The following is a 24601-nucleotide window of genomic DNA, read 5'->3' as shown; positions in this document are numbered from 1 at the left end:
GTAAAAAAATACCGGCCGAATGGCCGGTATTTTCACTTTCGTTCGGCTTACTTCGCCTTCAGCGCCTGAGGATTTAGTTTCAGGTCCGCATAGTAGTTAACCCACGAAGAGTATCTCTCCGGAGCTGACCAGACACGGTAGTGTAAGCGAGACAGCGTCACCGGATCGCTAAGAAGCACCAAACGACGGTCGCGACTGAGTTTTTCTGGCGTTTCATTTAGCGCCTGCTCAACGTGACGATCGCGAGCGATCTCCAGCACGTGGCTGGCACGGTGACGAGCGGTGGCCATTGCGGTAGCCAGGGCGTTAAACGACGGATTAAATACCGCGTGTAAAAAGCCATCTTCCAGCGAACGATTGCGGTTCATCGCCAGGTACTTGTCGGTATCGACCAGTACCTGCGGCGGAGAATACTCCTCCGGGATCAGGAACAGCTTCCAGCGTTTAGTACGCAAGCCCATCGTCGAACGACTTGAAATCACGGACACAAACGGCGACAGAATCAGCGAGAAGACAATCGGCGCCAGCCAGAACAGGAAGCGCAGATCGAGCCACGCCATACCCGCCGCCCACACCAGACCGAGCAACATTTGCGAACCATGACGCTTAAACGCTTCGCTCCACGGCGTGGAGTCATCGTCACGCTGCGGCGAGTTCCAGACCACTTCCCAGCCCAGGAACGCGCTCACCACAAAGACCGTGTGGAACAGCATACGTACCGGCGCCAGCAGGACAGAGAACAGCACTTCAAGCAGCAGAGAAAGCGTGACACGGCAGAACCCGCCATACTCCTTCGAGCCTTTGCACCAAATTAAAATGATGCTCAGCAGCTTAGGCAGGAACAGCAGAATCATGGTGGAGGCAAACAGCGCAATCGCCAGTTCAGGACGCCACTGCGGCCACACCGGGAACAGCTGGCGCGGTTGCAGGAAGTACTGTGGCTCCGTCAGGGCATGCACAACCTGTAACGCAGTGGACAGCGCCAGGAACATAAACCAGAGCGGTGCAGAGAGATAAGACATTACGCCCGTCAGGAACACCGCACGGTGAACCGGATGCATCCCTTTCACAAGGAACAGACGGAAGTTCATCAGGTTACCATGACACCAGCGACGGTCGCGCTTGAGTTCATCCAGCAGGTTCGGTGGCAATTCCTCATAAGAACCCGGCAGATCGTAGGCAATCCATACGCCCCATCCGGCACGACGCATCAGCGCCGCCTCTACAAAGTCATGCGACAGAATAGAACCCGCAAATGAGCCCTCGCCCGGCAGCGGAGCCAACGCACAATGCTCGATAAACGGCTGCACGCGGATAATCGCGTTGTGACCCCAGTAGTGGGATTCACCCAACTGCCAGAAGTGCAGACCAGCCGTAAACAGCGGCCCGTATACGCGCGTGGCAAACTGCTGGCAGCGCGCGTACAGCGTGTCCATACCGGAAGCTTTTGGCGAAGACTGGATGATCCCGGCATTCGGGTTCGCTTCCATTAAACGCACCAGCCCGGTCAGACACTCACCGGTCATCACCGAGTCTGCATCCAGCACCACCATGTAGCTGTACTGATTGCCCCAGCGACGGCAGAAGTCATCAATGTTGCCGCTTTTACGCTTCACACGACGGCGACGGCGACGGTAGAAAATCTGACCTTCGCCCTGCACTTCTGCGATGAGTTCCATCCACGCTTTTTGCTCAGCAACACAGATATCCGGGTTGTAGCTATCGCTCAGGATATAAACGTCAAAGTGCGCCGCGTTCCCGGTCGCCTTTACCGACTCCCAGGTGGCACGCAGTCCCGCAAATACGCGGTCAACGTCTTCGTTACAGATAGGCATAATCAGCGCAGTACGATGCTCAGGATTGAGGGGTTCATCCCCGACCGTTGAGGCTGAAATGCTGTATTTGTCACGTCCCATCAGCAATTGCAGGAAGCCCATCAGCGCGGTCCAGAAACCGGCCGAGACCCAGCAGAAGAGAACCGCAAATAGCAGAAGGATTCCACTTTGCAGGATATAAGGCAGCAACTGCATGAATGAAACCCACAGATTCTGCCCTACCATATCGGCAGGGTTAATCATCGCCCAGCCCTGATAAGGCAGGATGGTTTTCATGTACCAGGTGGCGACAACGGTTTGCGCCAGCGTTAGCACCAGCAGGGTATAACGGCGGATAGTCCCGACGGTACGCCATTTCTGCTCATTGGCCTGCTGCTCTTTCGTCAAACGAGACAAATAGCGCGGCGTGACTTCACGCCCGCGCAGACGATCCCAAAAGCGACCCACCGGGTTGGTGCGCCACGGATCCGGGAACATCGAAGAACGCGTCGCTTTCGGCATTGCCTGAAGCTGCGCGCGGCCTTCATCGTCTTTGATCAGTTGCCCTTCTGCCAGCGAGTCTGGCCATGCCTGCTCCAGACGCGCTTTTACTGACCCAAGCGGGGTGTCATCATCACGAGTAAACTGATGATGTTCACCATCCAGCGCGGTATGAACCGCGCGGATGTCGCTCGCAGGCAGTGCCGCTTTTTCCGTTTCCGTCAGCGGCATGGCATCGATGTATTCAGTTGTATTATTCATTAGCAGGTAGCTGATAGCTCCAGGTTTCACTCAGCGGCTGATCGGCATTGACCAGCGCAGCACGCATTTCAGTGGTCTGTTTCGCATCTTTCACTTTCACGCGCAGCGTTAAGCGCCACCCTTTCGTCACCGGGTTGTAACGCACGGTGCTTTCAACAATTTCACCATTGTCGCCAATGCTGGTCTGCGCGGTAACAGGCGTGTCCGGCGTCAGTTTTTTCATATCCTGACCCGTGAAATCCACGACAAATGCGACCGTGCCATCAGGCTGACGAATAAGATTAGACTGCTTCACATCACCGGTTGAACGACGCGTTTGCATGACATACGCATTGTCCGGCGCATGCAACTTATCTTCGTCGCGGCTGAAGTTGATGGTGTATTTGAAGTTCATCTCTTTACCAGGTTCCGGAAGCTGATCCGGCGTCCAGTAAGCGACGATGTTGTCATTGGTTTCATCGTTGGTTGGAATTTCCACCAGCTCAACTTTACCTTTGCCCCAATCACCTTTCGGCGTTACCCACGCGCTTGGACGCAGATCGTAACGATCGTCCAGATCTTCAAAGCGTGAGAACTGACGGCCGCGCTGTAGCAAACCAAAGCCCTGCGGGTTTTCCATCGCAAAGCTGCTAACGGCCAGATGTTTCGGGTTGTTCAGCGGACGCCAGATCCATTCACCGTTGCCGGCATGAATAGACAGACCGTTGGAATCATGCAGTTCCGGACGGAAGTTAGTCGTCGGAGAAGGCTGGTTTGGCCCAAACAGGAACATACTGGTTAACGGTGCTACGCCCAGTTTACCCACTTTATCGCGCAGATAGATTTTAGACTGCACGTCAATGACCGAGTCACGGCCAGGGATAATGACAAAGCGATACGCACCCGTTGCGCGCGGGGAATCCAGCAAGGCGTAGATCGTTAAACGCTTATCGGTTGGTTTTGGACGCTCAATCCAGAACTCACGAAAACGCGGGAACTCTTCGCCAGACGGCAACGCGGTATCAATCGCCAGACCGCGAGCGGAAAGACCATAAACCTGGCCAGAACCGATTACGCGGAAATAGCTGGCACCGAGCATGCTGACGATTTCGTCGTTTTTATCTTTACTGTTAATGGGATAAAGCACTTTAAAGCCTGCAAAACCCAGGTCTTTAACCGTGTCTTTATCGTGCTGCACATCGCCAAAATTAAAATAATCCGGGTTGTACTTGATCTTACGTACCGCAGTCGCCGTCACTTCATTGATGGCCACCGGGGTGTCGAAGTACATACCCTGATGATAGAACTCAAGCTTGAACGGGGTTTTAATATTGTTCCAGTACGCTTTATCGTGATTGAACTGGATCTGCTGATAGTCCGCATATTTCATATCGCGGAAGACGGAGGGCAGGTTACTTTTAGGCGCCTCGTAGCTCTTACCAGCCATCGATTTAGCCTGTTTTGCGACGTCATCGATGGTAAAAGACCAAGCCGATGAGGTATACAGGGACAACAACACTGCCGCACCCAACCAACGCATTTTCATCATTTTTGATTTATGTTTCATAATAAGTAAGCACTTCCCCCTTTGTGTGCTTAATTCGATCCGATCCATTTTACTGGAATTTCAGGCAATCCGACAACATTATCACCGCTTTGTTCAGCTCGCTGGCTCATGGATTAAGCAAGTGACATACCCTCATTTCACTTTGCGTGCTTATCCTGGAGACAGGGTGTCGGTCTTGGTGTAGGGTTGCCTTCGAATGTAACCACTATTGGTCTTAGGGATAAGACGAAAAGTCTGAGAAAGCGCAAAGTTAAATGACCACTGCACCCACTCAACGTGAATATTTCCTCGACTCGATCCGGGCATGGCTGATGCTATTGGGGATCCCATTTCACATCTCATTGATTTACTCAAGTCACACCTGGCATGTCAACAGTATAGAGCCGTCATGGTGGTTGACGCTGTTTAACGATTTTATTCATTCTTTCCGGATGCAGGTGTTCTTTGTGATATCCGGATATTTTTCCTACATGCTATTTCTGCGCTATCCGCTTAAACGATGGTGGAAAGTACGCGTAGAGCGTGTTGGTATCCCAATGCTCACCGCCATTCCGCTGCTGACGCTGCCTCAGTTTATGATGCTGCAATATGTAAAAGGCAAAGCAGAGAATTGGCCTAATCTGAGCTTCTATGAAAAATACAACACGCTGGTCTGGGAGCTGATTTCACATCTGTGGTTCTTGCTGGTACTGGTGGTCATGACCACGGTAAGCCTGTGGGTCTTTAGCCGGTTGCGCCGCCATTTGAGCCGCCACCATGAGCCCCATCTTGCGAATGTGACTTACACGAAGCTGTCGCTGATTTTCCTGCTGCTGGGTATTGCTTATGGCGTGATACGTCGCACGCTGTTTATTGTCTATCCCCCCATTCTCAGCGACGGGCTGTTTAACTTCGTTGTGATGCAAACCTTGTTCTACATTCCGTTCTTTATGCTCGGTGCCCTCGCCTTTATCTCCCCGAAGCTCAAAGCGCTGTTCACTACCCCGTCATGGGGATGTACCGTGGGTTCCGTGCTGGCATTTATCGCCTATCTGCTGAATCAGCGTTACGGTAGCGGTGACGCGTGGATGTATGAAACGGAGAGCGTGATTACCATGCTGCTGGGGCTGTGGATGGTCAATGTGGTGTTTGCCCTGGGGCATCGCCTGCTGAACTTTAAATCGAAACGTGTGACATATTTCGTTAATGCATCACTGTTTATCTATCTGGTGCATCATCCGTTGACGCTCTTCTTTGGAGCCTATATCACCCCGCATATTCACTCTAATACGCTGGGGTTTATCACCGGTCTGGTGTTTGTGATTGGTATTGCGGTCGTGCTGTATGAAATTCATCTGCGCATTCCGCTGCTGCGTTTCCTTTTCTCCGGTAAACCGCAGAACAAAGCCGAAAGCATCAAACCTGCACACTAGTTCTCTTCGCGCCGGGTGACTCCGGCGCGTTTACAATAACCACTCCACCGGTAGCCAATAAGCAAGACGCACCAGCACTCGCTGCCAAAAACGGGTTGCAGGCTCTTTTTCGAGCACGATCGCTTTCCCCTCTTTATGCTCTACCCACGTCAGGCGTCCACGTTTGTTCAGCCGGATCTGCCAGGCCTCTTGATGACGACTCTTCAAAAAGCGTCCATGAATCAATTGCGCCAGCGTTTCACTTTCAATCACGAATCCCATTTCTGTATTCAGCATCGTAGAGCGCGGGTCAAAGTTTAACGAACCGATAAACACTTTATTCCCATCGATGCTGAACGTTTTGGCGTGCAGGCTGGAGCCAGAATTCCCCGTCAATCCGCGATCGCGGACCCCAGGCACAAAATCCTGAGTCGGCTTGAGCTCGTATAACTCAATACCGTGACGCAGCAATTTTTTGCGCCAGCGGGCATAACCGGCATGTACTACAGCCACGTCGTTTGCCGCCAATGAATTGGTGAGAATAGCCACTTTGACACCTTTCCTCACCATATTCAGCAGCAACGCGACGCCTGCGCGCGTCGGCACAAAATAAGACGAGATGATATCAATTTGCTCAACCGGAGAGCCCATCACATCCATCAAGCGCTGCGGCAGGAGTGAATGACGCCCTGCCTTGCCCAGCCCTTTGCGCGGGTCGTCACTGAGTAATCGAGTTTGCGCCCAAATCAACGGCAGCTCCCGCGCCTCTAACCGGGTGATAAATTCGCTACTCTCCAGCTTTTTGAGATAACGCTGCGTCATGGGATCTTGATACCACGCATCCGGTGGCTGGATCCGCGCTTCTATTTCTTCTTCCGACAGTTCCAGCACCTGCTTGAGCGTCGAGACACAGGCACTTTCCCAGTAGCGTTCAAAGTCATTGGCGACATCCGCCACGACGGGACCAACCGCCATGACATCCAGATCGGAAAAGAGTGGCTCTTTGCCTGCCCCAAAATAGGCATCACCCACGTTTCTGCCGCCAACGATCGTCACTTCATCATCGACGGTGAAACTTTTATTGTGCATACGACGATTCAGGCGGGCGAAATCAGTCAGATAACCCAGCGCGCGCAGGGAGCGAAACGAAAAGGGATTGAATAACCGAACATCAATATTGGGATGGGCATCCAGCAGGCGCAGGATTTCATCGAGGCCCTGCGTGTTGTTGTCGTCAAGTAAGAGCCTGACGCGCACGCCGCGCGTGGCCGCAGACAGCAGGACGGAAAACAGCAGCCGCCCCGACATATCATTTTCCCAAATGTAATATTGCACATCCAGCGTCGTCTCAGCCATTTCCGCCAGCCGATAGCGGCAGGCGAAAGCGTCGAGACTGTCATCAAGAGGAAGGAGTCCGCATAAACCGGGGTGTTCAGCGTTAACGGGCGCAATAGCGCGCCCGAGCCGCGTTTTATGCGTCGGTGTCTTGTCCACGTTGGGTAAGCAGTCGCTGATATAGCCGGGCATTTTCTTCGTCATAGCAAACAAAGTATACCCGCTCCGGTAAACGACGTCGGGTGAGATAATCCGAAACCGTGTTGATAGCGATTTCTGCCGCCGTGGCGCGAGGGAAACCATAGGCCCCCGTACTGATGGCCGGAAACGCGACAGTAGTATAGCTGTTCGCGGCAGCCAAATTCAGGCTGTTGCGATAGGCATCTTCCAGAACCCGCGCTTCATGGTGATCTCCACCCTGCCACACGGGGCCCACGGCATGGATAACCGCCTTTGCCGGGAGATCGCCTGCCAGCGTAATGACCGCATGCCCAGGAGCGCATTCACCCTGTTGCTGCCGGACAACTTTGCAGGCTTCGAGCAGCTGCGGTCCGGCGGCGCGATGTATTGCGCCATCCACGCCTCCACCACCCATTAGCGATGAATTGGCGGCATTCACAATCACGTCCACGTGCTGGGTCGTGATATCCCCGAGCACAACTTCAATTTGCGGTTTCATCTATACCCTCTACTACCCGCCTTTTTATTAAGTGTATAGCAGTGGCGTTGGTGTGAAAAAGGGATTGTTGGAAAAGCTCTCCCATACGGAACGGGAGAGCGTTTGATTAGCGGTAATCGATTTGCACCACGGCTAATGATTTCTCTGGATTGATATACTTCATGCTGACCGTCACCACATCTGGAAACGCGTTGTAACCATTAAGCGCGTCGCGATAGCTGATGTGACTGGTTTTGATTTTGCCTTCATGTGGACAAGAGATGGCTAATTGCTGCTGTCTGGGGCTAATTTGGCAAGGGTCCTCGACGATCGCCCCGCGAAAATGAATAACGCCCCCGTTCACAATAGTGGCAGCTGAGGCAGATGAAAGGGTAGTTGCGACAACAAAACCTACGCCTGTGATTATTTTTGCTATGGACGTTGCCATCGGTTGGCTCCTCAATGAGAAATCATCCCTGAGGGTGTCGTGCTTTCCTTATTAACATCATAGAAACATTCACCGAGAATCGCCAAATAACTCAATATATTGATTTCACGAATATTTCATTCGGAAGTCGGCCACTGTTGCGATAGATGAAGCGATTTCCCGTCCGACACGGTAACAACAATTTTCACCGAGTCCTGTGGGCCAATATTTAAACTGAGTCGCGACAAATCAATGGGCTGATTAGCGGGTATAGAAAGCGTATTTCTCTGCTGCGACGTACTTTGTCCACCCTGCCCTTCGCGTGAGGAGAGAATTTGAACCTGACAAACGCACGACTCCGTCAGAACAACCTGAGGAATAATGGTCGTCATGTTTCCTTCATGCGATGTTTTAAAGGTAATTTGGCTGGACAGCGCGGCGAGGAGTAATAAGGTGTGCATGATCAACTCCCGAAATAAAACAGGGCATATGCCCTGTTTTTTTATAGTACAGATTGAGTATTAGTACTGATGCGCAGTTGCGTTGTTGCCGAAACCAACCTGATGCACAGTTACAGTGGATCCGGACGCTGTCTGGTCTACTGCCGCGCCGTTGCCGCCGCCGAACTGTTTAACAGTCATAGTGGAGTCTTTGCTATTCCACTGGTCAAGAGTTGCGCTGTTACCAAAGCCTTTCTGCAGCAGGTCAATAGTACTGTCATCAGAACCTTGTCCAACATCAGCACCGTTACCGCCACCGTGCTGAGTAATAGTCAGGTCAGAATTTTTAGCGTCAGTTTGCAGGGCAACCGCTGAGTTGCCGCCACCGTACTGGTAAATGCTCAGAGTTGAGTTAGGGCCACTGTTACCGCCACCCCAACCGCCACCACCACCACCGCCGTATTGTGGAACCGCACCAGCCAGAGCACTGCCAGAAACAAAGATTGCTGCAATTGCTGCCACTTTAAAAAGTTTCATGGTAAACCCCCATCGGATTGATATAAGTCGTCGTAAATAGTTAGCGTTGAATAACGCGAATGGCCATTTGCGACTGTCTCTGAACTACAACTGCTGTTTTTTGCGTACCATACTGCGTAATATTCGCTCTGTTACCCGAGCCTTTCTGGATAATCATTGCGGTATTACCAAAAGCCTCCTGCTTAATACTCGCATCATTACCGTTACCGGTCTGATCGATATAAGCCAGGTTATAAGTCCCTGATTGATCAACTTTCGCTCTATTGTTCCCACCTTCCTGAGAAACAACTGACAGTAGTTTAGAACCGCCCTGACGAACCTCAGCGTTATTACCCACGCCTTGTTGACCAATAATGGCTGCCTGATTATATGAAGACTTACTTAATTCATTAACCGCGAAGTTATATTCCGAATTTGCCAAATCCGGACCTGCCGCGATTGATAACCCAGGCGCACCCAGTAATGTTAACATCACAAATAACGTTCTGTTTTTCATGTTGTCACCTGGACCTGGTCTAAAATTAAAAGCTCGTTGTTAACGCGATTCGTTTTTTGTTAACGCTGCGTTACGGTGAAGATTATGTCGACGGAAACAATTTAAATATCTCACCCGCGAGTGTTATTTTTATTTTACGTGTCACCTCAAAGTATTAATTAATGCCAAAAAACACTGCAATCAGCGTGAGTTAGTTTTTTTAATAAATATTTCCTGTCGAGTTGAACATAATCGTCAGGTGGGTTGCTGGCCCCCGCCGTTTGCGATGTCTGAGGTTGTCGTGATGCAACCATGTGACAAGGCCGTCACAACAGGCTCGATTTCTTAAGACGAACCCACCAGGCGGCTATGGCTTAGATATTTTGACAGACTCATACCTGTAGCACTCACGACTTTAATAATCAATAACAATAAATATCAACAAGATATAATAATTTGTATGATTTTTAAAATGTGTGCACAGTTATTACCATGTACAACTTTTTTATCATTAACAAACAATTCCCACACTCAATATTCACAAATTAATATTGATTTTTACATCCTGTTACATGATTAACACTTGCTTTAAAATTCGTAATAGCTAGATTGAAATCAGTAGGACGAAGTATTTTTATATTTACCTCCTCTCTGGAGGTTATGATTGGTTTTTACACACAGCAGTGCAACATCTGTCAGTACTTCTGGTGTCTTCTTATATAACGAGGAGGCAGCTGCCGGGTGTTAAAAAAAGTGGGGTTTCATCATGTTTAATGAAGTCCATAGTTTACATAGTCATACATTACTGTTGATCACTAAACCTTCTTTACAAGCGACAGCATTATTACAGCATTTAAAGCAATCTCTATCACTGAACGGGAAATTGCATAATATTCAACGTTCTTTTGATGATATTGCTGCTGGCAGTATCATTCTTTTCGATATGATGGAAGCTGATAAAAAGCTTATCCACTACTGGCAGGACAACTTTAGCAGGAAAAACAATAATATCCGCGCGCTATTATTGAATACCCCTGATGAGTACCCCTTCCGAGATATTGAAAGCTGGCCACATATTAATGGCGTCTTTTACGTCACCGAAGACGAGACGCGCGTAGTGGAGGGGTTGCAAGGTATTTTACGAGGAGAATGTTATTTCTCGCAAAAACTTGCCAGCTATCTCATTACTCACTCCGGTAATTATCGCTATAACAGTTCAGAGTCCGCTTTGCTCACTCATCGTGAAAAAGAGATTCTGAATAAATTACGCATTGGTTCTTCAAACATTGAAATCGCCCGTTCGTTATTTATCAGCGAAAATACAGTCAAGACACATCTTTATAATCTTTTCAAGAAGATAGCTGTTAAAAATAGGACTCAGGCTGTTTCATGGGCAAACGATAACCTCAGGCGTTAACAACATGAAACGCAAGTTAAGTTGGATCGCGGCGGCAGGTTTCCTGCTTGCTGCCGGGAACCTACACGCTGTTGAAGTGGAAGTTCCCGGATTGTTAACCGACCATACTGTCTCATCTATCGGCCACGATTTTTACCGAGCGTTCAGCGACAAATGGGAAAGTGATTATCCTGGCAACTTAACAATCAATGAAAGGCCCAGTGCACGGTGGGGAAGTTGGATAACAATAACGGTCAATCAGGACGTTATTTACCAGACCTTTTTATTCCCAACGAAACGAGACTTCGATAAGAACATCAGTTATGCGCTGGAACAAACAGAAGAAGCGGTAAATCGTCTGCAAATCGATAAGGCTCTGTTGAGCACTGGCGATTTAGCAAAAGATGAATTCTAGCTACATCTACTCTCCGGAGGCTGTAATGCGTCTCGCACACACAGTTATTTCATTAATGTTGATTGCTCCCCTGAGCTGGGCCGGGAACATGACTTTCCAGTTCCGTAATCCTAACTTCGGTGGCAACCCAAATAATGGGGCATTCATGCTTAATGAAGCCCAGGCCCAAAACTCCTACAAAGATCCCAGTTTTAAAGATGATTTTGGTATTGAAACCCCGTCTGCACTGGATAACTTTACCCAAGCCATTCAGTCGCAAATATTAGGCGGCTTATTAACCAATATTAATACCGGCAAACCGGGTCGTATGGTCACTAACGATTATATTGTCGATATTGCGAATAAAGATGGGCAATTGCAGTTGAACGTTACCGATCGGAAAACGGGTAAAACGTCCACGATCCAGGTTTCGGGTCTGGCTTCTAACTCAACAGACTTTTAAACAACATCGAGATAAGGACAATAATCATGCAGCGCTTTCTGATACTTGTTGCAGTGTGCTTATTGAGCGGTTGTTTAACTGCTCCACCCAAAGAAGCTGCGAAACCGACGTTAATGCCTCGGGCACAGAGTTATCGTGATTTGACGCATTTGCCTATGCCAACAGGAAAGATTTTCGTCTCGGTTTACAACATTCAGGACGAAACAGGACAGTTTAAACCGTATCCGGCAAGTAACTTCTCTACGGCAGTGCCACAAAGTGCCACCGCTATGCTGGTCACCGCGCTTAAGGATTCGCGCTGGTTTATTCCGCTGGAACGTCAAGGACTGCAAAACCTGCTGAACGAACGTAAAATCATTCGTGCAGCCCAGGAAAACGGCACGGTTGGCGTGAATAACCGCGTACCATTGCAATCGCTCGTGGCGGCTAACGTTATGGTTGAAGGGTCGATAATTGGTTACGAAAGTAACGTGAAATCTGGTGGTGTCGGTGCACGTTACTTTGGTATCGGCGCAGATACGCAATATCAACTCGATCAAATCGCCGTCAACCTGCGCGTTGTGAATGTCAGTACGGGTGAGGTGCTTTCCTCGGTAACCACCAGCAAAACCATTCTTTCGTATGAGGTTCAGGCCGGTGTATTCCGCTTCATTGATTATCAGCGTCTGCTGGAAGGTGAAATTGGATATACCTCGAACGAACCGGTCATGATGTGCCTGATGTCAGCCATTGAAACAGGGGTAATCTTCCTGATTAACGATGGTATCGATCGCGGACTGTGGGATCTGCAGAATAAGAATGAAGTGAAAAATGAGGTACTGGTAAAATACCGTGAAATGTCGGTACCTCCAGAATCCTGATAAGACGCATCGAAAAAAGCGAGACCTTTTGGCCTCGCTTTTTTATTTGCTTAATACCGTGACGGTCTCGGTTTTCTCACGCCGTGCAGCCAGCCAAAGCCCGCTGTTTTTCATCGCGTAGCCAAACACCAGACCCAATGCCAGCGAGGGAACAACCAGCCTCCAGTCCCCCTGCCCTGCAAACGTCGCGCAGGCACCAATAAAGGTTCCCGGTACAAACGAGAGCAGCAGGTGTTTAGCCTGGATGCACATCAGAAATGCCACCACACCCGTCATGATGTAGCCCAGTATTTCCAGGTGCGGTGCAAGCGCGCTACCGTGCATGATAATCAATGCCCAGACCACCCCGCTCATCATGGTGCAGGCGGAGATAAACAGCCCCTTCACACCTCCCTGAGGGCAGGCAAAATAGGCCGTACAGCCGAGAAAGCCCGCCCAGCTGAGCAATCCTAGAGACACAGCAACCCATCCCCAAATTCCGGAGAGAATGCCTGTGGTTATTGCAATAGAAAGTAGAATGTTCATGGCGCGCATCTTATCAGAAAGGCGCCATTTAAATGAGATCACGAGCACATTTTGTGCAAGTTGAAATGTATCGTTGCATTAAAAGTGTGATTTAAATCACTCCTCATTCTCTTCCTGTAGATCGTCCCACATCGCCGCAATGGCATCACGGGTCAGTGGCGCCATAGTGCGCCAGAAAGGAGACGTTGCGTGCGCTTCGATTTTGCCCAGGAAGGTCCCGCACCATGGCAGCAAATACTCCGCAAAGAGCGTTTCAAGCGCTTCGCTTTCATCTTCTTCTGAATGATCTTCAATCCAGGAGGCCGCCAGCAGCAATGTACCAATATGGTCGGCAGGTGCATCTGTCACTGGCATGCCACGTTCAGAAAGGAACGCGCGCACCTCAACCTCGGTTGCACCGTCTTCCCACGCCGAGCGATACGGTGAAACGCGACACTCTTCGCCCACAAACAGAGCATTATAATCCGCCGCAATTTGCTGCATATCGCAGCTATTTTGCAAACGTTGCAGCAGCTCGTCCTGCTCGAGCGGCCAGTTATCTGCGAGCTTACCTTCACGAATCAACGTAAAAAGCGGCACCAGCAGCGGATCCTGCGGCTGGCGGTAATATAACGTGCCCAGTACGCGGCAAAGGATTGAAAACTCGTTCATGTGGTTATTCCATAACAGGGTTAAAATTCGGCAAATTCACTGATCGGAGCCATGCCGCGAGACTCCAGGAAATCTAACATGCGACGTGGAGTGACGTTAAGGATCCGCTCTTCCGGGAACCCGACGTCATCCAGCACCTTCCGACATTCTTCAAAATCGCCCAGCGTAAACGCAGTATGAGAATCAGAGCCCAACGCCACCATTCCCCCGGCATCGCGAACCGCCGCAGCCACTTCACGACAGTTTGCTTCGCTGCCTTTACGGGAGTGAAGAAACGAGGAGTTATTGATCTCCAGCGCAACGCGATGTTTTGCTGCCGCCTGAGCGACAGCCTGAATATCAATTGGGAATTTTGGATTACCGGGGTGGCTAATAATATGCACATTGCCGCTGGCAATCGTCGCAATCATCGCCTGGGTGTGGGTGTCTTTATCTTGCGGAGCAAACACCGGCTCGTGGAAACCCGCAATGATCAAATCCAGAGAGGTGAGCATCGGCCCTGTGCAGTCGATCTCCCCGTCAGTATTTTTAATATTGGCTTCAATGCCGCGCAGGATCCCTACGCCATCGACGAGACGCGGCCAGATACGCATATTCACAAAATGCCAGTAGTGCGGCGCATCTGCCATATCAGGACCGTGATCGGTGATGGCAAAGAGTTTTATACCTTTGAGCTTTGCTTGCGCGATGTAGTCATGGAGGGTGCTGTACGCGTGGGTACTGGCGATGGTATGCATATGCAGGTCAACGGGATACATCTCTGTCTCTCCTTTACTGTTTTACCAAAGGATAGCAGGAATGGCCGTTGAATATTAGCTAAAACCCGGCGAGCGCCGGGTTTGACTCAGTAGCCGAGCTGTCGATCGACCTGACCCGTTACGGTTTTGCCCTGCTCAAGCTGGCTTATCGTCCGGGCGATATAATCGACGGCTTCCGCCGGACGCGTGACGGCTGCAACATGCGGCGTCATAGCCACGCGCGGGTGCGCCCACAGCGGGCTCTCCGCCGGTAGAGGTTCACGACTATACACATCCAACATCGCGCCTTTCAGCTTGCCGCTTTCCAGTGCCTGCAGCAGGTCCGGTTCAACCACGTGAACACCCCGCGCCAGATTCATCAAATAGCTCCGATCGGCCAATTTGTTCAGCAGAGCGCCATTGATGATACCCACGGTTTCAGCGGTATTTGGCAGCAGATTGATCAGCACACGCGTGCCGCTTAAGAACGCAGGTAGCTCCTCGGCTCCAGCAAAGCTTTCTAGGCCAGGATAGGCTTTACGGCTGCGACTCCAGCAGCGTAACGGGAATCCCCACGGTGCCAGCGCTTCAGCCACTTTCGACCCCAGCACGCCTGCACCCAGAATGCCGATGGTAAAATCGTCGCGCTGATAGTCTGCCAACGGTTCCCAGCGGGATTGCTGCTTAAACAGCTGATAGTCATCAAAGCGGCGGAACCAGTGCAGAACCTGACTGACGGCGTACTCCTGCATCTGCTGGCCCATCCCGGTATCTTCGAGTCTGAACAGGGGAATAGAATCGGGTAGCATTTCGGGGTGAGCTTTCAGTTTGCTCAGAATAGAATCCACGCCCGCGCCAAGCGCAAACACCGCTTTGAGTGCGCGGCCCTGCAACATCTCAACGGGGGGATGCCACACCAGTGCATAATCAGCATGCTCATTATCACCCGGCGTCCACGCACGCACGCGTGCACCAGGAAGCGCCGCAGATAGCGCCTTAATCCAGTATGGGGTATCGAACGTCGGATGATAAAAGATGATATCCATAACTACTCCCGTCTTTTAATGTGCATTTTTGTTTTCGTTTTCAGATAGATTGCCAGCATATCAAATTTATCTGGAAACTTCGTTGCTGATAAAAGAGCCGCTTTCAGCACATTTTGGAGTCATGTTGCTTGAACTTTGTCTTAACACGCGAATTAACGCAAAAAGTTGATTGACGGCAGTTCGGGTTTTCCTTACATTAGCGCCCGTCCCAGCAGTATCGGGATGACAAAACGGTGAGGTGTCCGAGTGGCTGAAGGAGCACGCCTGGAAAGTGTGTATACGGCAACGTATCGAGGGTTCGAACCCCTCTCTCACCGCCATATTTGAAGAAGAGCCCGCATGAAAATGCGGGCTTTTTTTCGTCTGTCATTTTGTAATTCTGCGATCAATCTTCCACTATCCGCGCATATTCTTCGCTAAGAAAATCCACCAGCGTCCTGACCGACGGCAATAACCCGCGCCTGGAAGGGTATACCGCATGGATAACCTCTCGTTTAGGCTCCCACTCGTCCAGCACGCTGACCAGTGCGCCTGACGCCAGCTGATCCTTTACCATTAAAATAGGCAACTGAACAACGCCGACACCCGCCATTGCCGCTTCGCGCAACGCCAGCATATCGGTGGTAATAAACCGCGGGGTAAAATGAATTTCCGCTTTTGCGCCCGACGGGCCGCTCAATTCCCACCGATGAACCGTTCTACCCGCCCCCATGCTCAAACCAGGCCAGTTGCTCAGCTCTGAGGGTGCCATTGGTTCGCCCCTGTCTTTAATGAGCTGCGGGCTGGCCACCAGACAATGTCCGCGATCGGCCAGCACCCGCAGCACCAGGTCGCTATCCTCGAACGGGCGTGGACGCACGCGAATCGCCACATCAATGCCCTCTCCCACCAGATCCACCCGACGGTTTGTCGCTTCAAGCTGTAGCGTAATCCCAGGATAGCGCGCCATAAATCGTGCCAACATCGGGCCGACGTGGACATGCAGTATTGTCACCGGGCAGGTCATTCTGACTATCCCCCGGGGTTCAGCCTGTAACGCCGCTACCGCTTCCTGCGCGGCTTCGGCCTCTATCAGCATGGCTTTACAGTGCTGATAAAAGGTGTGACCGACTTCCGTCACGGTGAATTGCCGGGTGGTGCGCTGTATCAGCCGCACTCCCAATCGCTCCTCAAGCTGCGCAATCCGACGGCTAAGCTTTGATTTGGGTTGGGCTAGCGCCCGTCCTGCTGCGGCAAAACCGCCGTAATCGACCACTTTGACAAACCAGGCGAAGTCGTTGAGATCGTGCATGAACCCTCCATTGTTCCGTATATAGAACAGTGAGTGTTGTTTTCGCTATCTAGCGGGATATTAGCGTTGAATATACGCTAATACCTATTAACAGAACATCAGGAGACCATCATGAAACAGATTACTGGCGTCTTTACTGCACCTCGTCCTCACTGGGTGGGCGACGGATTTCCGGTGCGTTCGATGTTTTCGTATCAAAGCCACGGTGAATCCCTTAGCCCTTTCCTGCTGCTGGATTTTGCAGGGCCTCATACCTTCCCGGCTGATGGGGTAAAACGAGGCGTCGGGGAACATCCTCATCGCGGCTTTGAAACGGTTACGATTGTCTATTCCGGCGACGTTGAGCATCGTGATTCTACCGGTAAAGGCGGCGTGATTGGCCCGGGTGACGTGCAGTGGATGACGGCTGGTGAAGGCATCCTGCACGAAGAGTTTCACGCAGAATCCTTCGCCCGTCAGGGCGGCGAGCTGAAAATGATGCAGCTGTGGGTTAACTTGCCAGCAAAAGACAAGATGGCAGCACCTGGCTATCAAAGCATCACCAAAGACGCAATTCCGGTCGTCACCTTGCCGGACAATAGCGGCGAGCTGCGCGTGATCGCGGGTCACTATGGCGACGTTACCGGACCGGCACACACCTTTTCGCCATTAAACGTCTGGGACATTGCATTGCACCAGGGCAGCCATCTGGCTCTCAATCAGCCAGAGGGTTGGAGCACCGCGCTAGTGGTAGTGGAAGGCACGATTACGGTTAATGGGACCACCCAGGCCAGCGAGGCGCAACTGGTCGTGCTTAGCCAGAGCGGGCAAAAATTGCATCTTGAAGCCAGCAGCGACGCCAAAGTACTGCTGATGGCGGGCGAGCCGCTAAATGAGCCAATTGTCGGTTACGGTCCGTTTGTGATGAACACCAAAACCGAAATTGCTGAAGCCATCCGCGACTTTAATTCCGGCCGCTTTGGCCTGATTTAAGCGCAGGGAGCTAAAGATGATTATTGCTTAACCGAACAAGCACTAAAGCATAAAATCTGCTTGACCGTTTTAGCGCAACTCCCTATAGTAGCGCCCCGTTGCCCCCTATACGGTCAGGCAGCAAAACAATACGGTGAGGTGTCCGAGTGGCTGAAGGAGCACGCCTGGAAAGTGTGTATACGGCAACGTATCGAGGGTTCGAACCCCTCTCTCACCGCCATATTTGAAGAAGAGCTCGCATGAAAATGCGAGCTTTTTTTTCGTCTGTTATTTGCCGCCAGAAACAACAAGGCCCGGTATCCCGGGCCTTGTAAGCAGCAACAACTCAGTAGTACGCGTTTAACGTGTGCTGGCACAGCGCCGAGCGCACGCAATCATCTTTAGTGAAACGCACCACACCCACCATATCGTCTTCCACGAAACGTGACATAGCATCGCTCAGGCCAGACTTGACCCCCGACGGCAGGTCGCACTGGGTAATATCACCATTGACGATAACCGTTACGTTTTCCCCGAGGCGCGTTAAAAACATCTTCATTTGCGCAGCGGTCACGTTCTGAGCCTCGTCAAGAATGACGACCGCATTTTCAAATGTACGTCCGCGCATGTAGGCGAACGGCGCGATTTCCACCTTACCAATCTCTGGCCGCAGGCAGTACTGCATAAAAGAAGCGCCCAGTCGTTTCACCAGCACGTCATACACCGGTCTGAAATACGGGGCAAACTTCTCGGAGATGTCGCCGGGTAAGAAGCCGAGATCTTCATCAGCCTGCAATACCGGACGGGTGACGATAATTCTGTCCACATCCTTATGAATCAGAGCCTCCGCCGCCTTAGCAGCACTTATCCAGGTTTTCCCGCAACCGGCTTCACCGGTAGCAAAGATCAGCTGTTTACTCTCGATAGCATTCAGGTAGTGCGCCTGAGCTTCATTGCGCGGTTCGATTGGTGAATGATCGCGGCTGTCCCGCGCCATACCAATGGCTTCGACGCCACTCATCTGCACAAGCGAGGTGACCGATTCTTCTTCACGCTGTTTATGGCTACGTGAATCCCGTCTCAGCACACGTTTTGCTTCGCGACGAGCTTTGATCACTGCTTTTTGTCTTCCCATGGATAGCACCTTGAGTTGTTGGTATTCATCACACGCATCGCCGTTGGCGACGCGATCAGGCGAACGAACATCTGAAGTTTGGCTTCCTTGTAAGCCATTGCTTGCCTTTTTGAATGACGAATTCGAACGGTTAAGCACACCGCTCTGTTCGTCGGGAACGTCAGGTTTTTGGGGTAACGGGGAGAATTTTGCGGTGAGGAAATCGCTGCCGGAGTGAGGGCCTCCGCGCTGTTTGTTGCGGTTAGTGTGTTTATCATGTCCAGTACAGGACCCAACCATTCGCGATCTCCATTGTGATTAGCATCACTGCCGGGAACTACCGCTGTCATACATTAAGTACATCAGGAATTATCATAAATGCAACATTTATTTTACCTGAGCGCAACCTAAACGATCATCCTTCAGCTGAAATCAGTGTCATACAGGAATATTACAGAAATATAACAGTGGGATGGTCATACAAAAAAATAATATCCCCGCGAAGCATCACGGGGATATTTTTACGCGTCGATCAGCCCCTGAGCAAGATACCCGTTGGGATCGCGAACGCCAGGCACGGCAAAGAAATAGCCGCCGCCGATAGGCTTGATGTACTCCTCCAGCGCTTCGCCGTTTAACCGTTTCTGCACGGTTAAAAAGCCCTTTTCCAGATCGTGCTGGAAGCAGACGAACAGCAGCCCCATGTCCAGCTGCCCGGAGTTGGTCACACCGAGTGAATAACTGTACCCGCGCCGCATCATCAAATTCGACTGGGTTTCCGGCGTACGTGGATTTGCCAGACGAATGTGGCTATCCAGCGCAATCGTATCGCCATCCGGGTCGCGGGCGTAGTCAGGCTCGTCGTGCTCGTATTTCATGCCCAGCGGCGCGCCGCTTTGCTTATCACGGCCAAAAATCGTCTGCTGTTCCTTAAGCGGTGTCCTGTCCCAAAACTCAACGTGGAACTGGATGATTCGCATCGCCTGATAACTTCCGCCAACGGCCCAGGCAGGCTCGCCCTGCTCAGCCGTGACCCACACCACGTTTTTCATCAACGCGGCGTCCTTGCTGTCCGGGTTCGCCGTTCCGTCTTTAAAGCCGAGCAGATTGACCGGGGTTTCTTTGCCCTGACTGCGCGCCGCATGATCGGAGATAAACCCTTCCCGCTTCCAGCGCACGCTCAGCAGATCCGGCGTGTGCTTGATGATGTCGCGTAACGCGTGAATAACCGTGTCCTGAGTATTCGCGCAAATCTGGATTAGCAGATCGCCATGACACAGCGCCGCGTCGAGAGAATCATTAGGAAAACGCACCATCTTCTGTAGCGTCTTCGGTTTCTGTTTCTCCAGGCCGTAACGGGCATCAAACAGCGATTCGCCTAATGATAACGTCACCGTCAGATTATCCGGGGCGATAAACGGCCCCAGAATGCCGGAGTCCATTGGCGGCATGCGCGGGTTCGGCGTGTCAGGTGCCGGGCCGCCTGCGGTGAGAAACGCAATACGCTTCGTCAGCAGGCGGAACAGGCGTTCAAGATCGGCTTTATCACTCGCCAGTGAGTCAAAGGCCACCACCATCATCGCCGCCTGCTGCGGGGTGAGAATGCCAGCCTGATGTTCACCGTAGAACGGCTGAGTTTCCATCCGCGCATTAGGGGAAAGCGTCCCCGGCGCGCTTTGCGGTTTTGCCGCATGCGCTACCGGACATCCCCCAGCCAGTGCGAGCGCGCCACCCAGTGCGCCCACCCCTTTTAACAACCGACGCCGGGAAGGTTCCGCAACGTCGTATTCGTCATGCTTGCTCATGATGCTTAGTCCAGACCCAGTACGCCACGCAGCTGCGCCAGATCTTCTGCCAGCGTGGTAATTGGGCCTTTCAACGCATTACGGTCGGCATCGGTCAGTTTGTCGTAGGTTTCATACCCGTCTTTGGTGCGGTATTTCGCCAGAATGGTGTTCACTTTTTTGAAGTTGGCATCCACTTTCGCCAGCAGTTCGCTGTTATCTTTTTGCAGCTGTGGACGCAGCAGATCGACTATCTTCTGCGCGCCTTCTACGTTCGCCTGGAAGTCCCACAGGTCGGTGTGGCTGTAGCGATCTTCTTCACCGCTGATTTTGCTGGCGGCCACTTCCTCAATCAGACCAGCCGCACCACCCACCACTTTAGAAGGCGGGAAGGCCAGCTCGTTGATGCGTTTTTGCAGCTCCAGCACGTCGGCGTTCAGCTGATCGGCGTACTTCTCCATCCCTTTGGTGGAGTTATCGCCAAACAGCGCTTTTTCCAGACGGTGGAAACCGGTGAATTTCGGATCGGCAGCTTTCTGCTCGTAGTCGTCTTCACGGGCATCAATGCTGCCGTCAAGGTCAGAGAACAGCTCAGCGATGGGTTCGATACGCTCGTAGTGTTGACGAGTCGGCGCATACAGGGCTTTCGCTTTTTCGATATCGCCCGCTTTCACCGCATCGGTAAAGGCTTTGGTGCCAGTGACCAGCTCAGCCGTCTCTTTGGTGACGTAGGCTTTATAAGCGGTAATCGCAGTACCCAGGCTCAGCAGCGCTTCGCCTTTCGCGGCATCCGCCGTCGCTTCGCCTTTAACAATCAGCTTGCCTTTCGGGTTGGTCAACAGACCGCAGGTCATGTCGTATTCACCCGGTTGCAGATTCGCCGTCATTTTCTGGCTAAAGCCCGGCGCGATGTTTTCACGCTCTTCCACTACCATCACGCCTTTGAGGATTTCCCACTCCAGCGCCTTTTGGCTGTGGTTCTGAATAATAAACTGCGTCTTGCCGCTTTTGACCGTAATGGTCATCGGCTCACACTGTTTATCGTTCACGGTCACTTTGACCTGTGGAATATCCGCGGCCTGCGCGGCGAATGCAGACGCAATCAGCGCTGCCACACAAGCCTGTAACGCACTACGACGAAATTGAATTGCCATGACCCTTCCCTTCTTTAAGTATGTTGTAACTACAATGCACATCAGGGCGCAGAACGCGACGGCTGAGCGCTGGGGCGTGATGGCATAAAGAACAGCACCAGCGCCGGAATGAGATAGATGAAATACATCGCCACTTCACTGACGCTCGGCGCTTCCTGGTAGCCGAAGATACCTTCGAGCAGGGTGCCAGTCAGAGAGTGGGTGGTCAGTACGTTACTGAGGTCGAAGGCCACATCCTGGAAATGATTCCACAGGCCCGCCTCGTGGAAGGCGCGAATCGCACCCGCAGCCAGCCCGGCGGCCACCAGCAAGATAAACAAACTGGTCCACTTGAAGAAGGCGCCTAAATTCAGGCGAATACCGCCCCAGTAGAGCATAAAGCCGAGCACGACAGCGGTAGCCAGGCCCAGCATCGCGCCGATTGGCGGCCAGATGCCCACATCCTGCTGGAATGCCGCCAGCAGGAAAAAGACCGACTCCAGCCCTTCGCGCGCCACGGCGAAAAAGACCATCAGGATTAACGCCCAGCCGTGTTTATTGTTCTTTTGCAGAGCGTTATCGACCGCCTGCTCCAGGTGTACTTTGACGTTACGCGAGACTTTGCGCATCCAGAACACCATCCAGGTGAGGATGACCACCGCAATCACGGCGACGATACCTTCGAACAGCTCCTGCTCTTTTTGCGGGAATTCACCGGTGGTTTCGTTGATCAGAATACCCAGGCCCAGGCACAGTGCGGCAGCGAGGAATACGCCAATCCACATCACACCAATCCAGCGCCCGCGCTGGGTCCGCTTTAAATAGCTGGCGATCAGACTGACGATTAAGGCCGCTTCAAGGCCTTCACGTAACATAATGAGAAATGGAACAAACATGCCGACACCTTAAATGTTTATCGCAGTCAATTGATGCAAAGAAAAGTAAATTCTTGTGATAGTGATTATCATTACGGGGAAGAGAAAAACAAGCGAAATGTGTGAGGTTTTGATGACGAGTTGTAAACCCCTCGCCTGTTAATAGTTTCAAGGGTTACCGTTATGTTTATAACTTATAACGGAAATGCCCATTTACGCTTGAGAAAGGCTATGGCTAAATAGGCGCTTCGAAAACCAACTGAAAATAAATTATGTATAACGTTGTCCATTTCCTGCTGGCGGTGGTAATTATTCTTGCGCTCGCCTGGCTGGTGAGCTTTGACCGCCGTAAAATTCGTATTCGCTATGTTTTGCAGCTTATTGTTATTGAAATCGCGCTGGCTTTCTTTTTCCTGCACGCGGAAAGCGGCCTATCCGTGATTAAATATGTTTCGGGTTTCTTTGAATCACTGCTGAAATTTGCCGCAGAAGGGACCAACTTTGTCTTTGGCGGAATGGGTGACAAAGGGCTGGCGTTCATTTTCCTCGGCGTGCTGTGTCCGATTATTTTTATCTCGGCGCTGATCGGTATTCTCCAGCACTGGCGTATCCTGCCTGTCTTTATTCGAGTGATTGGCACGCTGCTCTCCAAATTGAACGGTATGGGCAAACTGGAGTCATTTAACGCGGTCAGTTCTCTGATTCTCGGCCAGTCAGAAAACTTTATTGCGTATAAAGGCGTGCTGGGCGATCTCTCGTCTCGTCGCCTGTTCACCATGGCAGCGACGGCAATGTCGACGGTATCACTGTCGATTGTCGGTGCCTATATGACCATGCTGGATGCGAAGTTCGTGGTCGCCGCGTTAATCCTTAACATGTTCAGTACCTTTATTATTCTCTCCGTTATCAACCCGTCTCGCCCGGAAGCGGAACCCGAGATTAAGCTGGAAAAACTGCACGAATCTCAGAGTTTCTTTGAGATGCTGGGCGAATATATTCTGGCCGGCTTTAAGGTCGCGATGATTATTCTGGCGATGCTGATTGGATTTATTGCCATTATTAGCGCCGTCAATGCGCTGTTCTCCAGCGTATTTGGCATGAGCTTCCAGCAGATCCTCGGATATGTGTTTTATCCGCTGGCATGGCTGATTGGTATTCCGCTGAGCGATGCGTTAAACGCGGGCAGCATTATGGCAACCAAACTGGTGGCGAATGAATTTGTGGCGATGATTGAGCTGCAAAAAATTGCCGGGCAAATGACGCCACGCGGGCTGGGCATTCTGTCGGTGTTCCTGGTTTCATTTGCTAACTTCGCGTCAATCGGGATTGTGGCTGGGGCCATTAAGGGCCTGAACGAAAAGCAAGGTAACGTGGTCTCTCGCTTTGGCCTGCGCCTGGTGTATGGTGCGACGCTGGTGAGCCTGTTGTCGGCGAGCTTTGCAGGATTAGTGTTGTAAAAATAACGGCGGGTCATCCCGCCGTTTTTATTAAAACTGCACGCAGACCGGTTGGTCGACGCGCATCACCGACTCCTGCGCAAAGCGGGATTTATACGCCCCGCGCAACGCTTCGATATTGTTCTCGCTCTGGGCATCTTTACCGTGGATAAGCATCAGCGCCTTGCTCGGCTCACGCGCCACCTTCCCGTCATTCCCCAACCATTGACCGCGCGCGTCAAACACCGTCAGGCCATCGCGAAAGCGCGGCGTCACGTCCTGGTCAACAAACTGCTGCCACTCCTGCCCGGTAATCTGCTCCCCTGCCGGACGGTTCAGGCCGAAATAGAGCGTGGTTTGCTGCATCTGGTTATCCGCTTTGCAGGTGGCTCCAGCGGAATTCTGCGACGGCGCAGTGCAGCCTGCCAGCATCACGAGCGCGGCGGCCATCAGCCCTGTTTTGATTATCATTTTTCGCTATCCTCATTGTTATAAGTGCAGCGATATCAACGTAATTTGCGGAAATTAGCAAGTGGGAGCTATTCCCTCACCCCTATGGG

General features: G+C 51.6%; 25 protein-coding genes and 2 tRNA genes. 9 read left to right on the top strand and 18 right to left on the bottom strand.

From position 1 onward, the window contains the following. Positions 1–47 precede the first annotated feature (47 nt). Positions 48–2576: a glucans biosynthesis glucosyltransferase MdoH gene (gene mdoH / locus AC6EMZ_RS04160; RefSeq protein WP_498401124.1), complete on the bottom strand. Its 2529-nt coding sequence runs from the start codon at positions 2574–2576 to the stop codon at positions 48–50. Beyond that, positions 2569–4104, bottom strand: coding sequence for a glucans biosynthesis protein MdoG (gene mdoG, locus AC6EMZ_RS04155; RefSeq protein WP_498401123.1), 1536 nt, complete (start codon positions 4102–4104; stop codon positions 2569–2571). The genes mdoH and mdoG overlap by 8 nt, the downstream gene beginning before the upstream one ends. 272 nt (positions 4105–4376) lie before the next feature. On the opposite strand from mdoG, the gene mdoC reads away from it, so the two are divergent. Further along, the gene (gene mdoC, locus AC6EMZ_RS04150) at positions 4377–5534 is read left to right on the top strand and encodes a glucans biosynthesis protein MdoC (RefSeq protein WP_498401122.1); all 1158 of its coding nucleotides are present in this window, start codon (positions 4377–4379) and stop codon (positions 5532–5534) included. Positions 5535–5564: 30 nt separating this feature from the next. On the opposite strand, the gene AC6EMZ_RS04145 is transcribed toward mdoC, so the two are convergent. From AC6EMZ_RS04145 to csgB, 6 genes are all read right to left on the bottom strand, one after another. Then, positions 5565–7052: a phospholipase D family protein gene (locus tag AC6EMZ_RS04145; protein ID WP_498401121.1), complete on the bottom strand. Its 1488-nt coding sequence runs from the start codon at positions 7050–7052 to the stop codon at positions 5565–5567. Then, a complete protein-coding gene (ymdB, locus tag AC6EMZ_RS04140; protein ID WP_498401120.1) occupies positions 6985–7527 on the bottom strand; it encodes an O-acetyl-ADP-ribose deacetylase in 543 nt (180 codons plus the stop codon). The genes AC6EMZ_RS04145 and ymdB overlap by 68 nt, the downstream gene beginning before the upstream one ends. A gap of 106 nt (positions 7528–7633) precedes the next feature. Further along, complete coding sequence (locus AC6EMZ_RS04135; RefSeq protein ID WP_498401119.1) at positions 7634–7954, bottom strand: YmdA family protein; 321 nt, start codon at positions 7952–7954, stop codon at positions 7634–7636. 116 nt (positions 7955–8070) lie between these two features. Next, positions 8071–8394 (bottom strand): curli assembly chaperone CsgC, encoded by a 324-nt coding sequence (gene csgC / locus AC6EMZ_RS04130; protein ID WP_498401118.1) that lies wholly within the window; start codon positions 8392–8394, stop codon positions 8071–8073. A gap of 60 nt (positions 8395–8454) precedes the next feature. After that, a complete protein-coding gene (gene csgA, locus AC6EMZ_RS04125) occupies positions 8455–8910 on the bottom strand; it encodes a curli major subunit CsgA (RefSeq protein WP_498401117.1) in 456 nt (151 codons plus the stop codon). A gap of 40 nt (positions 8911–8950) precedes the next feature. Next, entirely contained in the window at positions 8951–9406 is a 456-nt protein-coding gene (csgB, locus tag AC6EMZ_RS04120) for a curli minor subunit CsgB (protein WP_498401115.1), read from the bottom strand. 745 nt (positions 9407–10151) lie between these two features. On the opposite strand from csgB, the gene csgD reads away from it, so the two are divergent. From csgD to csgG, 4 genes are read left to right on the top strand one after another with little or no spacing between them, the layout of a single operon-like run. After that, entirely contained in the window at positions 10152–10802 is a 651-nt protein-coding gene (gene csgD, locus AC6EMZ_RS04115) for a biofilm master transcriptional regulator CsgD (protein ID WP_498401114.1), read from the top strand. Between the two features lie 4 nt (positions 10803–10806). Next, positions 10807–11196, top strand: coding sequence for a curli production assembly/transport protein CsgE (gene csgE / locus AC6EMZ_RS04110; protein WP_498401112.1), 390 nt, complete (start codon positions 10807–10809; stop codon positions 11194–11196). Positions 11197–11221: 25 nt separating this feature from the next. Further along, positions 11222–11638: a curli production assembly/transport protein CsgF gene (gene csgF, locus AC6EMZ_RS04105; protein ID WP_498401111.1), complete on the top strand. Its 417-nt coding sequence runs from the start codon at positions 11222–11224 to the stop codon at positions 11636–11638. A 26-nt stretch (positions 11639–11664) separates the two neighbouring features. Further along, positions 11665–12498: a curli production assembly/transport protein CsgG gene (gene csgG / locus AC6EMZ_RS04100; protein ID WP_498401110.1), complete on the top strand. Its 834-nt coding sequence runs from the start codon at positions 11665–11667 to the stop codon at positions 12496–12498. A gap of 42 nt (positions 12499–12540) precedes the next feature. Here csgG and AC6EMZ_RS04095 read toward each other — a convergent pair whose 3' ends face one another. The 4 genes from AC6EMZ_RS04095 to ghrA form a co-directional block, all read right to left on the bottom strand. Beyond that, positions 12541–13023, bottom strand: coding sequence for a DUF1097 domain-containing protein (locus AC6EMZ_RS04095; protein ID WP_498401109.1), 483 nt, complete (start codon positions 13021–13023; stop codon positions 12541–12543). Positions 13024–13119: 96 nt separating this feature from the next. Next, complete coding sequence (locus AC6EMZ_RS04090; protein ID WP_498401108.1) at positions 13120–13674, bottom strand: TorD/DmsD family molecular chaperone; 555 nt, start codon at positions 13672–13674, stop codon at positions 13120–13122. Positions 13675–13694: 20 nt separating this feature from the next. Further along, positions 13695–14432, bottom strand: a complete 738-nt coding sequence (locus tag AC6EMZ_RS04085) for a phosphatase (protein ID WP_498401106.1) — start codon at positions 14430–14432, stop codon at positions 13695–13697. Positions 14433–14518: 86 nt separating this feature from the next. Next, positions 14519–15457, bottom strand: a complete 939-nt coding sequence (gene ghrA, locus AC6EMZ_RS04080) for a glyoxylate/hydroxypyruvate reductase GhrA (protein ID WP_498401105.1) — start codon at positions 15455–15457, stop codon at positions 14519–14521. Between the two features lie 232 nt (positions 15458–15689). On the opposite strand from ghrA, the gene AC6EMZ_RS04075 reads away from it, so the two are divergent. Continuing rightward, positions 15690–15777: transfer RNA gene (locus tag AC6EMZ_RS04075), tRNA-Ser, on the top strand. A gap of 65 nt (positions 15778–15842) precedes the next feature. Here AC6EMZ_RS04075 and AC6EMZ_RS04070 read toward each other — a convergent pair. After that, a complete protein-coding gene (locus tag AC6EMZ_RS04070; RefSeq protein ID WP_498401104.1) occupies positions 15843–16748 on the bottom strand; it encodes a LysR family transcriptional regulator in 906 nt (301 codons plus the stop codon). Between the two features lie 111 nt (positions 16749–16859). Between AC6EMZ_RS04070 and AC6EMZ_RS04065 the strand changes: the two genes are divergently transcribed. Both AC6EMZ_RS04065 and AC6EMZ_RS04060 read left to right on the top strand, forming a co-directional pair. Continuing rightward, the gene (locus AC6EMZ_RS04065) at positions 16860–17720 is read left to right on the top strand and encodes a pirin family protein (protein WP_498401103.1); all 861 of its coding nucleotides are present in this window, start codon (positions 16860–16862) and stop codon (positions 17718–17720) included. 132 nt (positions 17721–17852) lie between these two features. Beyond that, positions 17853–17940: transfer RNA gene (locus AC6EMZ_RS04060), tRNA-Ser, on the top strand. A 105-nt stretch (positions 17941–18045) separates the two neighbouring features. On the opposite strand, the gene phoH is transcribed toward AC6EMZ_RS04060, so the two are convergent. From phoH to efeU, 4 genes are all read right to left on the bottom strand, one after another. Then, complete coding sequence (gene phoH, locus AC6EMZ_RS04055) at positions 18046–18834, bottom strand: phosphate starvation-inducible protein PhoH (RefSeq protein WP_498401101.1); 789 nt, start codon at positions 18832–18834, stop codon at positions 18046–18048. A gap of 500 nt (positions 18835–19334) precedes the next feature. After that, positions 19335–20618, bottom strand: a complete 1284-nt coding sequence (gene efeB / locus AC6EMZ_RS04050; RefSeq protein ID WP_498401100.1) for an iron uptake transporter deferrochelatase/peroxidase subunit — start codon at positions 20616–20618, stop codon at positions 19335–19337. Between the two features lie 5 nt (positions 20619–20623). Continuing rightward, on the bottom strand, positions 20624–21751 hold the full coding sequence (efeO, locus tag AC6EMZ_RS04045) for an iron uptake system protein EfeO (protein WP_498401099.1): 1128 nt from the start codon (positions 21749–21751) through the stop codon (positions 20624–20626). Between the two features lie 41 nt (positions 21752–21792). Then, entirely contained in the window at positions 21793–22626 is an 834-nt protein-coding gene (gene efeU, locus AC6EMZ_RS04040; RefSeq protein WP_498401098.1) for an iron uptake transporter permease EfeU, read from the bottom strand. 251 nt (positions 22627–22877) lie between these two features. Between efeU and AC6EMZ_RS04035 the strand changes: the two genes are divergently transcribed. Next, positions 22878–24062 (top strand): NupC/NupG family nucleoside CNT transporter, encoded by a 1185-nt coding sequence (locus AC6EMZ_RS04035; RefSeq protein WP_498401096.1) that lies wholly within the window; start codon positions 22878–22880, stop codon positions 24060–24062. 30 nt (positions 24063–24092) lie between these two features. On the opposite strand, the gene AC6EMZ_RS04030 is transcribed toward AC6EMZ_RS04035, so the two are convergent. Then, positions 24093–24512: a DUF3574 domain-containing protein gene (locus AC6EMZ_RS04030; RefSeq protein WP_498401095.1), complete on the bottom strand. Its 420-nt coding sequence runs from the start codon at positions 24510–24512 to the stop codon at positions 24093–24095. Between the last annotated feature and the right edge of the window lie 89 nt (positions 24513–24601).

The organism is Enterobacter sp. SCRI0065 (assembly GCF_059766475.1).
Note: the sequence above shows the minus strand (reverse complement) of the source record. Positions and strands in the feature narration are given on the sequence as shown.